The sequence below is a fragment of the Psychrobacter sp. UBA6739 genome (assembly GCF_002453835.1).
GTDB lineage: Bacteria > Pseudomonadota > Gammaproteobacteria > Pseudomonadales > Moraxellaceae > Psychrobacter > Psychrobacter immobilis_A.
The window spans coordinates 16,439-30,877 of record NZ_DKHR01000031.1; the positions used below are offsets into that span (position 1 = coordinate 16,439).

The window sequence follows — 14,439 nt, forward strand, 5'->3', positions numbered from 1 at the left end:
CATCTGCATAGATAGATGCAAAAGTAATGAATAAGGGTGTTAAAAATGGCAAAAAGTGCGGCAGATGATGTCAATGTGGCAGTGACCTCTCACTCTGATAATGCCCTGCTTTTGCCATCATCCCAATACCAATTGCCACAGCATTTGGCAGTCATTGGTAAGGGTATGCGTCAAAACAATGTACTTTTGTCCCAGGTATTGCAAGCAGATATTCAGCGCTGGTATCCGTGGTCAGGTATACCGCAACGTATCAATGCAGGTAAAACGCTTTTACTGTCTGCATTACCATTACCAAATATGATAAAAAATCAGATAACTCATTTGTCCAGTTCCTCTCTCTCTTTTCAGCAACCCGATGCCTTTATCGGTTGGGGTCGTAAAAAAAGTTATCAACGAGCTAATAAAGTGGCTAAGCGGCAAAAGCTTGAGACATTGAGTGTTGAAGATGGCTTTTTGCGCTCATTAGATTCTGGTATTGGTAGCCGTCATGGCCTGAGTGTCGTCGTTGATGACCTTGGTATTTATTTTGATATGACGCATGACTCACGCCTTGAGCGGCTGATTATTGAGCGTACTAAAAATGCTACTACGCCTAATAATCACGAAATAGATGACGCGCACGCGAGGCAATTGATTGCACGTATTTGTAATGAGCAGCTCAGTAAATATAACACAGTGATCGATTGTCCGTCCTTGAATAAATTGATAAATGAAGACGGCGTTAATACAACAGCAGATCCATTGAAATCGCATGTTTTATTGATTGACCAAGTGGTTGGTGATGCTTCTATCACCGGTGCGGGCGCGGATAAACGTCAGTTTAAGAAGATGTTAACATCTGCGTGTCGTAATCATCCTCATGCCCATATTTGGATAAAGGCACATCCTGCATCAAAATCGGGATACCTGACTCGTTTAAAACTACCTAAGCAGGTTCGGTTATTAACTCAAGCGCTCAATCCTATCGAGCTATTAGAGCAAGTTGACCATGTTTATACGGTCAGCTCCCATATGGGCTTTGAAGGGTTGATGTTAGGTAAAACAGTACATTGCTTCGGGGTCAACTGGTATAGTGGCTGGGGTCTAACTGATGACAGCGGCGCACCCAAAAATCTGCTTAAAGCGGTCGAAAAACGTCGTCAAAAACTTGTCAGCAAACAGCTAGAGTCTAGGGGACACTCAAATCCTGCGTTGTTTCCTACATCATTTGCTAAAAAAACATCTGCAACGTTAGAAACGTTATTTTATAGCGCCTATATAGATTATAGTCGTTATGTAGATCCAGCCACCAAGCAAGCCTGTGATATTGATACAGCGATAGAATGGCTAGTGACTAATCGATATTGGCAAGCGCGCCTTGAAGGGGATCTCACGATATATGAATTTAGTCGCTGGAAATTACCATTTGTAAAAGCTTTTACGAATCTACCGCGTACGACATTATTTATCAAACCCAAGCCACGTCTCAAGAATTTATTGCATCCTGATCATTTTCGTGTTGATTATCAGCAGCCTCTACTAGCGTGGGGTTTGGCTAAACGCCAGCAAGTACAAAATAAATTACAGCGTAAGCTTGAGAGACAGCCACATTTGTCCATACCGTCTATATACTGTATGGAAGATGGATTTATCCGCTCAAATGGTTTGGGCGCGACGTTGTTAGCACCGTTGTCGGTCGTCATAGACAAGCAAGGTATTTATTATGATGCGACCCAGCCTTCAGATTTAGAGACGTTGCTACGCCATTGTCAAGCACTGAACCCACAGCAAAGTGTCCGTGTACAACAGCTGCAAGATAAATTGCTGAATCAGCGGGTGAGTAAATACAATGTTGGAGCTGATGTCGCCAGTGCCAATAACCAGCATACTTCTTGGATGCATGAGGCTAGAGTATCTGGCAAGCGCCGTCTGCTTATCATCGGTCAAGTCGAAGATGATTTATCGGTGCAGTACTGCGGCTCGACGATCAAAACCAACAGCGGCTTGATTGAGCGTGTATGCCAAGATAATCCTGAGGCTTATCTTATTTATAAGCCGCATCCTGACGTTGAAGCAGGACTAAGGGCTGGTAAGGTTAGCGCAGAGTTTTTACAGCAGGTCAGTGCCGTCGCCTATGATACCGCGATGCCTGATTGCTTAGAGTGTGTTGATGAAGTACATACGATTAGCTCATTGACTGGCTTTGAGGCGTTGCTGCGCGGTTTAGACGTTACTTGCTACGGCTTACCGTTTTATGCTGGTTGGGGGTTAACGGCAGATATTGATGCCCAGTTTTCACCGAAAGCTGACTATTTAGAGAGACGAAAACGCGACACTGCATTAACGCTTGAGCAATTATTATATTGTGCGCTTATTCACTATCCCTTATATCGTTTACCTAATGGCTATGGGCTTGCACAAGTAGAGCAAGTGATTGACTATTTATACCCTCCTAAAAGCGCTCCTTTGCTTAAAGATATTCATAATGCAGAATCTCAAGCTCAAATATCCAGCCCTATAAATAGCTCGATTAACCATGCGACTTCAGTTTTATCAACGCTACCTGAAAATTTTAAACGCCAAATGACTACTCGTTTTATGCAGCAGCGTCATCAATGGCAGCAGCGCCTGCGTAAATTATCTCGTTAGTTTATTCTAAACTTGTGACGCAAATCCATTGCGACAAGTAGGGGCTTTTTCGGTATAATCAGTGATGATTAGTGTGTATTTACACGGCTTAATATTCAAGTTATTTAATAAATACTCTCGATTTTATTCTTCATCTTCTCATTAATGGTAATTCAATACTATGGCAGCTTCGATGTCTCACTTGCTTACTCATCGACACGTCTTGCTGTTACAAGGAAAGATGGGCGGATTCTTCAACCGTTTTTCGACATTTCTGCAAACTCAAAATATTAAGGTTAGTAAGATTAACTTTAATGCAGGTGATGCATTTTTTTATCATCATGATAATACCTATGAATATACCGATACGTTAGCGCAGTTCTCTTCTTGGTTGCAGGCTTTCATTGAAGAAAATAGCATTGATGCGATTGTCTGTTTTGGTGATTGTCGTCCGCATCACACCCAAGCTGCTTATATCAGTGAGCAGTTGGGCACCTCTTTTTTTGTATTTGAAGAAGGCTACTTGCGTCCCGATTACATTACATTGCAAGAATATGGCATTAATGGCTATTCGCGCTTAAATACGGCAGATATTAAAGCGCTCAAAAAAGCCAATGATAAACCACTGTATACTCATAATCGTTTTTATCGTTTGAGTATCGCTGCGATTGTCTACTATATTATCGTTTGGGTGTACAAAAGTCGCTATCCGCATTATTCGCACTATCGCGGTATGACAGCGTGGCAAGAAGCAATCGCTTGGCTCAAAGCACCATGGCGTAAATTGCGAGGGTATTTACCTGATAAGCAATTGCAAAATAAGCTGACCAAAGAACAAAGTGATAATTATTTTTTGATTAGTTTACAAGTGCATAATGACTCGCAGATTACCCATCATAGTGACTATCATGATGTGGTGCAGTTTATTGATGAGTCTATTGCCAGCTTTGCAGAGTATGCTGATAAGCCGCAATTACTGGTATTTAAGCATCATCCGTTAGATCGTGGTCATCGAGATTATCGCGAGCTGGTATCTAGCTTGGCTAGACGCTATCAAGTGGCGGATCGTGTGTTTTATGGTTGCGACATGCACCTGCCAACCTTGATGAAACACAGTATTGGGATGGTGACCATCAATAGCACGACAGGGTTGCAATCGGTATATCATAAAAAACCTACCAAGATCATGGGTCGCGCGATTTATGATACGCCGAAACTGATAGACCAAAAACCACTGAATGAGTTTTGGCAACGACCTAACCGCCCAGATAATGAGTTTTATCTTAGATTCCGTGAATACTTGATAGAGCAAACTCAAATCAACGGGGCTTTTTACGGTAAGTCACCATGGATGCATAAATATCTGCATAGCGCAGGATGTGAACCCATAGAGAGGGATCTGTCCAAAACCAATACCCCTCAGTAGATTATTGATTGTTCATATCCAGTTAGCATGAGTCTTGTTGAAGTAAGTAAGGTGCTATCAAGCGGCTCGCTTTCTATCTGTACAGTTATCCGCTCGTAACTTCACTTGTAAATCCTCCCTCTGCTAATAAAATCGCCTTACTTTATGGTAGAAAACTGCTAGAATACTCTTTCATGCCTGCGCGTAAGAGTTGACGTCCTGAGCGGTTGATTGGAGATGATAATATTGGCAAATAAGCTGATTCTAATTATTTTCTCTTGTTATTGCTCCCTTAATGATGGACAGCTATTTTAGCGGTTGCGCCTGACAGCATTTATTTCTTAATTTTATTATTCTATCACCCTTAATTTAGTAGGCGCTTTGTGACTGCATTAGCAAATATTCGTAACTTTTCAATCATTGCCCACATTGATCATGGCAAGTCGACGCTTGCTGATCGTTTTATTCAAATGTGCGGTGCCTTGCAAGATCGCGAGATGCAGGCGCAAGTACTTGACTCCATGGATATTGAGCGTGAGCGCGGTATCACCATTAAAGCGCAGTCGGTAACCTTATTCTACGATCATCCTAATGGTGAGCGCTATCAGCTCAACTTTATCGATACTCCAGGACACGTTGACTTCTCATATGAGGTGTCGCGTTCACTAGCCGCTTGTGAAGGCGCGCTATTGGTTGTTGATGCCGCGCAAGGGGTGGAAGCTCAGTCAGTGGCCAACTGCTATACTGCCGTTGATCAGGGTCTAGAAGTCATGGCGGTATTAAATAAAATTGATTTGCCACAAGTCGAGCCAGAACGCGTTATTCAAGAGATTGAAGACATCATTGGTATTGACGCAGTTGATGCGCCACGAGTTTCTGCTAAATCGGGTTTGGGCGTTGATAAATTACTAGAAGCATTGGTTGAATTTATCCCTGCACCGACTGGTGATCGTGAGGCGCCACTACAAGCATTGATTATTGACTCTTGGTTTGATAACTATCTAGGCGTTGTGTCTTTAGTTCGGGTACGTGAAGGTACTATCCGAAAAGGTGATAAACTTTATATCAAATCAACCAAAGAGTCGCATTTAGTCGGCTCGATCGGTGTCTTTACGCCCAAGCCTGTCGATACGGGTATCTTGGAGGCGGGTGAAGTCGGTTTTATTATTGCTGGTATCAAAGATATCGCTGGCGCGCCAGTGGGTGATACGATTACCCACGCCAAAACGCCAGACGTTGAGCGTATTCCAGGTTTTAAACAGATTACTCCGCAAGTCTATGCCGGTATGTTCCCTGTTGATTCTACTGATTTTGAAAAATTCCGTGAAGCGCTGCAAAAGCTACAAATCAACGATGCGTCATTGTTCTTCGAGCCTGATACCTCAGATGCACTAGGCTTTGGTTTCCGTTGTGGTTTCCTTGGTATGCTGCACATGGAGATTATCCAAGAGCGTTTAGAGCGTGAATATGACTTGGATTTGATTACTACTGCGCCATCCGTTATCTACGAGATCGTCAAGAAAAATGGCGATATCATGTATGTTGATAATCCATCAAGACTCCCTGAGCCGAATAATATTGAAGAGTTCCGTGAGCCCATTGCCCGCTGTCAGATTTTAGTACCGCAAGATTACTTAGGTAATGTCATGACGCTTTGTATCGAGCGCCGCGGCGTACAGGTAGATATGCGTTTTATGGGTCGTCAAGTACAGCTGATCTTTGATATTCCGATGGGAGAGGTGGTCATGGACTTCTTTGACCGTCTAAAATCCGTTTCGCGCGGTTTTGCCTCACTTGACTATAATTTTGAGCGTTATCAAGTCGATAAATTGGTTAAAGTAGATGTATTAATCAATGGCGAAAAAGTCGATGCGCTGGCCATGATTGTGCATGAAACCCAATCGCGCTATCGTGGTAATGCGTTGGTGACTAAGATGAAAGAGTTGATTCCGCGTCAGATGTTTGATGTGGCAATTCAGGCCGCGATTGGTAGCCAAATTATTGGGCGTAGTACGGTGAAAGCCATGCGTAAAGACGTCTTGGCTAAGTGTTATGGCGGTGATGTGTCGCGTAAGAAAAAGCTATTGTCTAAGCAAAAAGCGGGTAAGAAACGTATGAAGCAAGTCGGTAATGTGGAGATTCCACAAGAAGCCTTCTTAGCGGTATTGCAGGTTGAGTAAGTCATTACTAATTGACTGGTCAACGATAGTTTTGTTGGTGTAATTAGTGGCGCAGTTGATAGTATAGATAGCCAGATAAGTCGCTCGTTAATAGGCAATTGAGTATGGATTTTGATTTTAATTTAATTTTAGTACCATTAACCATTGGTTTGGGTATTATTTGGCTATTAGATAAGCTGACCCTGAAACAGCGTAAAACTCGCGGGCGTGGTCAAGAAAGTCTCTTGGTACGCTGGGCTTACGATTTTTTCCCCGTATTGGCAGTGGTGTTAATAGTACGCTCGTTTTTGATTGAGCCTTTTAATATCCCTTCATCTTCTATGGTGCCGACATTATATACGGGCGATTTTATTGCGGTTAATAAGTATGCCTACGGGGTGCGCCTACCGCTGACGTATAACAAAGTGCTGGATACGGGCGCGCCTGAGCATGGTGATGTGGCGGTATTCCGCTATCCTGAAAACCCAAGTATTTATTATATTAAGCGTGTCATTGGTTTGCCTGGTGATACTGTTAGTTATGATCAAGGGACACTTTCTATCAATGATGTCCCAGTTGACACTAAGCCTATCGATTTTGCGGCGAACCCTGAGTTGACCTCACAGCTTTATTTACCAGGACAAATCGGTCCAGGGCAAGTACTGACCGAAGACAGTGCGGCAGTGATGGGTGAGCAAGAAGAGGGTGAGGCGCAATACTTTCAGGAAACACAAGGTGAAAACAAGCATCTTGTTCGTTACTTGAATGGTATGAATAGCTCTCAATATGCACCATTTTTGCAGCAGCAATCGCCAGAAGTGGTTAGCTCAGCAGGTACTAAATGGCGTATTAGCGTTCCAGAAGGTCAGTATTTTGTGATGGGCGATAACCGCGATCGTAGTGCTGATGGTCGGTTCTGGGGTTTTGTTCCTGATGAGAATTTAGCGGGTAAAGCGGTTTATATCTGGATGCATAAGCCACCCGGACTTAATTTACCAACCTTTGAACGCAATGGTACTATTGATTAAGATTATGTAATTAAGATTATGAGACGCTCTATTGGTTGATTTATCGATAATAGTTTTATGCTAATATTGTTGCTATCTAATAAACGGCTACCTAGTATTTCGGTAGCTCCTAAAAAATAGTTGTTTACCAGTAGAGGGATATCATAGTGCAGCAATTATCTGGAATCGCCACACAGCGTGGTGCTAGCGTAACGAGTATCGTTTTAATTATTCTTGTGTTAGGAGTTGCTGCCAAATTGATGGTTGCTATCGTACCTGCTCAGATCGGTGATTATCAATTGACCAAGACCTTAAGCGCACAGCTTAAGGAAGCAAATAATAATAATGAGACGGCCAAGCAGTTTGTCGAGCGTGTTAATAGACAGCTATCTATTAATGCTGATTATGATACTCAGGCGGAAGACGTATTTACTTTTATTGATAAAAAGACGGGACAATTGGCTATTCGTAAAGAATATGCAGTCACCAACAATTTCTTTGGTAATGTTGATATCGTCAATCGCTTCGAAGGTGATATCGATATGACAACAGCAGAGTAACTAAAAAGAATGTTAGATCACTCTTAAACTTTTTAATCTCTGAATGTCTTTATAATATTCATTAATCCATACTATTACTAACCAAATCAGTAAAACAGAAGGGATAACCACAAGCCACGCATGAAACCAACTTTGCAGCATTCCCAAGCGATTACTACTCCTCAACAAAATAGCACGTCTGTCGACACGCTGATTGTTAGCTCAGAATTTATTCAGCAGTTAGCCGTATTAACACGCAAGTTAGGCTATGTGTTTAAGGACTTGAGTCTCCCCAAACTTGCGTTGACACACCGCTCATTTGATAGCAAAAAAAATTATGAGCGTTTAGAGTTTTTAGGAGACGCTCTGTTAGGAATGATTGTGGGTGAGGCTTTATATCATCGCTATCCTAGCCAAAATGAGGGTCGCTTGACTCGTATGCGTGCCACCTTGGTACGTCAAGAATCATTGGTCATTATTGCGCAAAACTTAGAGCTCTCTAACCATCTGATATTAGGGATAGGTGAGCGTAAAGGTGGTGGGCGCAATCGCGCTTCTATATTGGCTGATGCCGTGGAGTCTTTGATTGGTGCTATTTATTTAGACAGCCAAGATTTGGATATTACTCGCGATTGTGTTCTCTCATGGTATGGTGATTTGATTGACAACGTTAATGACCAAAAAGCCTTAAAAGATGCCAAGAGTCGATTGCAAGAGTGGCTACAATCTAAGCAATTTGATCTGCCACATTATGAGCTAATGGAAACACGTGGTAACGCGCCGCATCAAATTTTTGTTGTACGTTGCCATGTTAATATCAATAACTGTGCTGATATTACTGAATCTGGTGAGAGCCGCCGTATCGCTGAACAAAAAGCAGCAGAACTAATGATTAACCAATTGCATAAGCTGCCGAGCTCAGCTAAAAAGCGATCCTAACTAGGATTAACCTATGGATCGCACATACCACTTTTTTTGACAATATATGTTAAGTGACGTTTTAAGAATCGTTTATTTGAATTAGCGTAAACGTCACACATTTCAAAACCTTAAATACTTCCCAGCCGATGATGGTTTTGCTTTTTTAGTGCTGATACAGCCAATACATCATTAAGCACCATTTGACTGGATATAAATTCTATAGGATTAACCTATGAGCAATCGTACTGACTTGCCATCCAATGATGAAGATAATGCCAAAAATATGACCGAAAACACAGAATTGAATCAAAACCAAGATAATATCGATACTACTAACGATGGCATCAATCAAGCAGAAGATACTACTGTAGACAACGATATGGCAATTGAAGAATTCTTTGCCCCTACTAGTAGTCATGCAGGTATTGCTGATGATTTTAAAGCGGGTTATGTCGCGATCGTTGGACGTCCAAACGTTGGTAAATCGACTTTGATGAATCACTTATTGGGTCAAAAGCTGTCTATTACATCACGTAAGCCGCAAACGACTCGTCACCGTATCCACGGTATTTTGTCAAATCATGAGATGCAGGCAGTATTCGTTGACACGCCGGGTATTCATCGCAATGAAGTACGTGCTATTAATGAGCGTATGAATAAAGCCGCGGTATCTGCATTAGTAGATGTTGATTTAGTGTTATTCGTTGTTGATTCAGATCAATGGCGTGATGATGATTTGTTGGTTTTACAAAAGCTTGGCGATACCAATTTAAATGTAGTATTAGTTATTAATAAATCTGATACCTTAAAAGATAAAGGCAGCGTGTTGCCGCTGATTGAGACGTTTAATGACAGTTTTGATTTTGCCGATATCGTACCAGTATCTGCCTTAAAAAACAAAAACCTAGATCGTCTACAAGAAGTGATTGCTTCGCATCTTCCTATTGCTGCCCCTATCTATGATACCGAGCAAATTACTGACCGCTCAGAACGTTTCTTAGCCAGTGAAATCATCCGCGAAAAAATCATGCGTAGCGCTGGTGACGAAGTGCCATATGACCTAACTGTACAGATTGATGGGTTCAAAGATGAGCCTGCGCACACTGATCCAAAAACAGGGCGTCCACGTAAGGCTTGTACTTTCATCGATGCGACTATTTATGTTGAACGTAGTGGTCAAAAAGCCATTGTGATTGGTGATAAAGGTCAGCGTATTAAGCAAGTGGGTATGGATGCTCGTGAAGATATGGAGCAGCTGTTTGATAAAAAGATTATGCTGACACTGTGGGTGAAAGTGAAACGTGGCTGGTCTGATGACGAACGTGCATTGACTAGCTTAGGATATTGATTGAAGAATAGCGCTTTAATCACTTTTCTATATGCTCGATGCTGAGGTGATAAAAAATGCGTAACGAAGCGTTAATCGGTTATTTATTGCATCAGCGTCCTTATCAAGAAAAGCGCGCCTTATATTATCTGTTTTCTCAGCAACATGGCGTGATTCATGGTATTGGGAAAAAAGGCGCGCCATTGTTCATGCCATTGCAGCTCTTTTCCACTGGTAAACGGGATTTAAAAACGTTTAGTCAGATCAATATTGCATCGCAACACGCAACTCAAACAGGCATAGCAAAAGATGATGGCATTGCCACTGTTTTAGAAGCACTGCCCTACGAAAATATTACAGGTCAACATCAATATGCGGCGTTGTATTTAAACGAAATACTATGGCGGTTGTTGTCGACTGAAGATCCAATGCCAGTATTATGGCTACATTATCAGGACAGTCTGTCTCAGCTTAGGCGACCTCTGAGCGCCAACGAATTACGGTTGTGCTTGCGCCAATTTGAGCAGCATTTATTCAATGAGTTGGGTTTTAGCTTAATGTTGACTCACGATAGTGTTGAAAACATCATTCAGCCTGACGATTCTTATCGTTTTTTACCTGATGTTGGTTTAGTGCCTGTCTTGCAGAATGATATACAGACTGAGCATTTAGATAATACTATGGGGCAAATTTTTTTCAAAGGTACTGATATCATTGCGATGACGCAGTTAGGTATTACTGACAAAACCTTAAATAATTGGTCAAAAATGCATCGACAGCTTATTGACCATTTACTGGATTATCAACCATTGCAAAGCCGCCTACTGTGGCAGCAGCAACAGCGTTACCAATAAATAATAGTACCATCCTCAAAGTGCTATAACCAATCCGATTGCTACTGAGACTGTCTAAAGTTTCATATTCTTATACCGTTTATCAGTCAATTGGTTTTCGTTATCAAAAAAAATTCTTATGACCACTGCTTCGCTACCTTTATCCAGCAACCCTTTGCAAAAACTTTTATTAAGTGTAAACATTGATTACGTAGCAACTTTACGTCAAGCGCGTGGGGTTAGTTATCCAAGCCCTTTAGCCGAAGCTCTTTGATGTGAGAAGGCGGGAGCAAATGGTATTACTATCCATCTACGCGAAGATCGTTGTCATATTAAAGACGCAGATGTTTATGAGATAGCAGGGTAGTTGATGACTAGAATGAATTTAGAGATCGCCGCTACCAATGAGATGCTGGCGATTGCTTGTGAACGTCAGACAATTTTGGGTATGTTTAGTATCTGAAAAACGAGCAGAGTTGACAATAGAAGGCAGTCTTGATGTCGGAGGGCAGATCACTTGGTTGACAGACTATATTCGCAAGTTACAAGCGGTAGGTATAAAGGTTTCTTTATTCATTGACCCAGAAGAAAAGCAAATCGCTGCTGCTATAGAATGTGGCGCTGATGCTGTTGAGTTACATCAGGCGCTTATGCTGAGGCAAGCTTGGTAGCCGATATGAACATGCAAAATGCTGAGCTGAAACGAATTAAGCAAGCTGTTGCTACTGCTCGACGCAGTGATAATAAGCTCTTAATTAACGCAGATCATGGTCTGACATGTGATAATGTGAATGCTATCGCAAAAATTGAGGGTATTTATAAGTTGAATATTAACCATGCATTCATTGCAGGCGCTGTATTTGTAGGACTCGAGCAAGCCGTCATTATGATGAAAGAAGCAATATATACAGATCTACAAAGCTATTAAAAAATATCATTGGTAATTTATGTGAGTGGTAACTTATGCCATTAGTAATTTCTTATTCGTCACATTCGGTGGGATGATCTTCATTAAATTTTTGTTTAATAATACCTCCTTGGTTAAATGATATTAGATACATTGCTTCATTATAAGCAACGATGGGACAGTATTTTATATGGCCAAAATGTCCTCGTGGTTTGCCACTATCACCCCAAAATTTGGTGTAGTGGCGTCGACTTCCAACTCGTAAACTTAGCTTACTGTATTTAGGATTTAAAGACTGCTGAACGACTAATGAATCTACATGAGCATCAAAGTGATTATTGTCATTTTTATCTATGAATAACAAAAGCGTCTTATCGCTGTCTCTATGGCAGCGGCCTCCAGTATCAGACAAGCAAACAATGATATTCTGTCTTCTGATATAACTCTCAGCCTTGGCTAAGGCAAGAGAATTCTCTAACTGACTTTGAATCCGTTTGGCTTCCATACGTGCTAATTGCGTTCGTATGACTGGGGCTGCGATCGTCACTATAATTGCTAATACACATACAGTGACGATAAGTTCAACCAGCGTAAAACCCTTGTTATGTCTATTAACAGTGCTTGAGTCTGTTATATTGTTTGTATTAGGTGCTCTTTTATAGAGAGATACTATATATCTTTGATACACATAAAGAATCAATCGGCTTTGAGCTAGCCTGTGCTTATTTGAAGTAAAAACCCATAACATAAATGCTGAGAGCTTTTTATAACTTGATAATGTTTTATGCAGCAATGCCATGAGGCTTGTTACCTATAATAAGTAGTTTAGTTCAATAAAACAGTCTCGCTTCTTTAAATGTTATTCAATCCAATCATTGCCTAAAATCGAGCCAATATGCTCGTGAAATTTTGCAGTAATGATCGGATTTATGATGTATGAAATAATGTTGAGTGATATAATATAAACAGAATATATGTCTACTGTCAAAAAATGTTTCAATTAGTGAATGACTGGTTTTAATAATAGAGAAAAAATACTAACTGTACTAAAATACGCCCAGACAATAGATACTGTTAGGTTTACTATCTATTGTGAACTGACATACAAAAGATAAAAAGCGTAAGGTGTGTTAGTTCTAGGTAACTTAAGCTGGTTATTGTGTTTTAGTTACGACATTATCGTGTAATAATGTGTAGCTCGTTAACGAAAAAAGTTGTAAACTGAATTGATAATCGCTAAGCTACTCCTTAATTGGTTTTGCTTTGTCACTTAAAATTCGTAAAAGATGTCTATTTTAGAGCATCTTGAGAAGCGGTTTTGCTTAATGCATCACTCAAATTATCCTTTGGAGGAAGTCCATGAAATTGAATAAAATTGCTCTAGCTCTGGTTGCTGTAGCAGCTGCACCTTTAGCAGCTAATGCTGGTGTAACTATTAGCCCATTGTTACTAGGTTATCATTACACTGGCGAAGCTCATGACGAGCAACGCGAAGTCCTTAAGACTGGTAAAGACCTTTATATGAATGGTCAGAATCCATCACAACCAATTGATGGTCGTAACGGAAATCTAAACGGTGGCGTAGCTAAAGAAAGCAGTCTATATACTGGTGCTGCACTAGGTATTGAACTAACTCCTTCTACTCAGTTCCAGGTAGAGTATGGTGTATCAAATGCAAACGGCGAAGCTTCAGAAAGATCAGCAGACGCTGGTGTTAACCGTTTTGACGTAGAACAAACCATGCTTTCTGGTAACTTCTTAATCGGTACTGAAGAATTTACTGGTTATACTGATAGCGCATTCAAACCATATGTATTGGTTGGTGCTGGTCAATCTAAGATTAAAGTAGAGAACCAAGAGCAATATGTTGCGACGGGTAATGCGCAAGGTACTACAGCAGGTCAACCTGTATCAGCTGGTACTGAAGTTGCAGAGTCTAAAGATACCATTGGTAACCTAGGTCTAGGTGCTATGTATCGTATCAACGACGCTTTAAGCCTACGTGGTGAAGCTCGTGCGATTCATAACTTTGATAACAACTGGTGGGAAGGCATGGCTTTGGCCGGTCTAGAAGTTGTACTTGGTGGCCATTTAGCACCTACAGTAGCAGTACCACCAATGCAAGAGCCAGTTATCGATACTACTCCAGTAGTCGTAGTTGAATCTGATCTTGATTCTGATGGCGATGGCGTACCTGATAGCATCGATGCATGCCCAGGCACTCCTATGAATGTTGTAGTAGATGAGCGCGGTTGCCCAGTACCAGTAGATATTACTGATGAGCTGAAAATGGAACTACGTGTATTCTTTGATAACGATAAATCAACGATCAAATCACAGTATCAACCTGAAATCGCTAAAGTAGCAGAGAAGATGCGCGAGTATCCTAACTCTACAGCACGTATCGAAGGTCATGCTTCTAAAACTGGTCCTTCAGCACGTTATAACCAACGTTTATCTGAAGCCCGTGCCGTTGCTGTTAAATCTATGTTGACTAACGAATTCGGTATTGCTCCAAACCGTATATCAACAGTTGGCTATGGTTATGACCAACCAATCGCTCCAAACGACACTGAAGAAGGACGTGCTATGAACCGTCGTGTTTATGCCATCATCACTGGTGACAAAACAATGACTGTTGAACAAACTAAAGATATGGTTGTTCAGTAAATATTATTGGACCGATTGTTTTACTAAATATATAGTTACAAAAAAAGTCACCTAATGGGTGGCT

10 protein-coding genes and 1 pseudogene are annotated in these 14,439 nt (G+C 41.2%); 10 read left to right on the plus strand and 1 reads right to left on the minus strand.

Annotated elements, in window-relative coordinates; all coding sequences use genetic code 11:
* Positions 1–45 precede the first annotated feature (45 nt).
* From B2575_RS07470 to B2575_RS07510, 9 genes and pseudogenes are all read left to right on the plus strand, one after another.
* The gene (locus tag B2575_RS07470) at positions 46–2,628 is read left to right on the plus strand and encodes a capsular polysaccharide biosynthesis protein (protein WP_296240937.1); all 2,583 of its coding nucleotides are present in this window, start codon (positions 46–48) and stop codon (positions 2,626–2,628) included.
* A gap of 160 nt (positions 2,629–2,788) precedes the next feature.
* A complete protein-coding gene (locus B2575_RS07475; protein WP_296240939.1) occupies positions 2,789–4,033 on the plus strand; it encodes a capsule biosynthesis protein in 1,245 nt (414 codons plus the stop codon).
* 362 nt (positions 4,034–4,395) lie between these two features.
* Positions 4,396–6,192 (plus strand): translation elongation factor 4, encoded by a 1,797-nt coding sequence (lepA, locus tag B2575_RS07480; RefSeq protein WP_045443608.1) that lies wholly within the window; start codon positions 4,396–4,398, stop codon positions 6,190–6,192.
* A 104-nt stretch (positions 6,193–6,296) separates the two neighbouring features.
* A complete protein-coding gene (lepB, locus tag B2575_RS07485; protein WP_238048861.1) occupies positions 6,297–7,199 on the plus strand; it encodes a signal peptidase I in 903 nt (300 codons plus the stop codon).
* Between the two features lie 146 nt (positions 7,200–7,345).
* Positions 7,346–7,738, plus strand: coding sequence for a DUF4845 domain-containing protein (locus tag B2575_RS07490; protein WP_227678196.1), 393 nt, complete (start codon positions 7,346–7,348; stop codon positions 7,736–7,738).
* A 120-nt stretch (positions 7,739–7,858) separates the two neighbouring features.
* Entirely contained in the window at positions 7,859–8,656 is a 798-nt protein-coding gene (rnc, locus tag B2575_RS07495) for a ribonuclease III (RefSeq protein WP_045443615.1), read from the plus strand.
* A gap of 361 nt (positions 8,657–9,017) precedes the next feature.
* Positions 9,018–9,986 carry a GTPase Era gene (gene era, locus B2575_RS07500; protein WP_250163685.1) on the plus strand — a complete coding sequence of 323 codons (969 nt, stop codon included), beginning with the start codon at positions 9,018–9,020 and terminating at the stop codon, positions 9,984–9,986.
* A gap of 56 nt (positions 9,987–10,042) precedes the next feature.
* Positions 10,043–10,819 carry a DNA repair protein RecO gene (gene recO, locus B2575_RS07505; protein WP_296240948.1) on the plus strand — a complete coding sequence of 259 codons (777 nt, stop codon included), beginning with the start codon at positions 10,043–10,045 and terminating at the stop codon, positions 10,817–10,819.
* A 118-nt stretch (positions 10,820–10,937) separates the two neighbouring features.
* Positions 10,938–11,726 (plus strand): annotated as a pseudogene (locus tag B2575_RS07510) (pyridoxine 5'-phosphate synthase).
* Between the two features lie 52 nt (positions 11,727–11,778).
* Here the strand turns inward: B2575_RS07510 and B2575_RS07515 are convergent.
* Complete coding sequence (locus B2575_RS07515; protein ID WP_296240950.1) at positions 11,779–12,504, minus strand: pilus assembly FimT family protein; 726 nt, start codon at positions 12,502–12,504, stop codon at positions 11,779–11,781.
* Positions 12,505–13,064: 560 nt separating this feature from the next.
* Between B2575_RS07515 and B2575_RS07520 the strand changes: the two genes are divergently transcribed.
* Positions 13,065–14,375 (plus strand): OmpA family protein, encoded by a 1,311-nt coding sequence (locus B2575_RS07520; RefSeq protein WP_060490426.1) that lies wholly within the window; start codon positions 13,065–13,067, stop codon positions 14,373–14,375.
* The last annotated feature ends 64 nt before the right edge of the window (positions 14,376–14,439 follow it).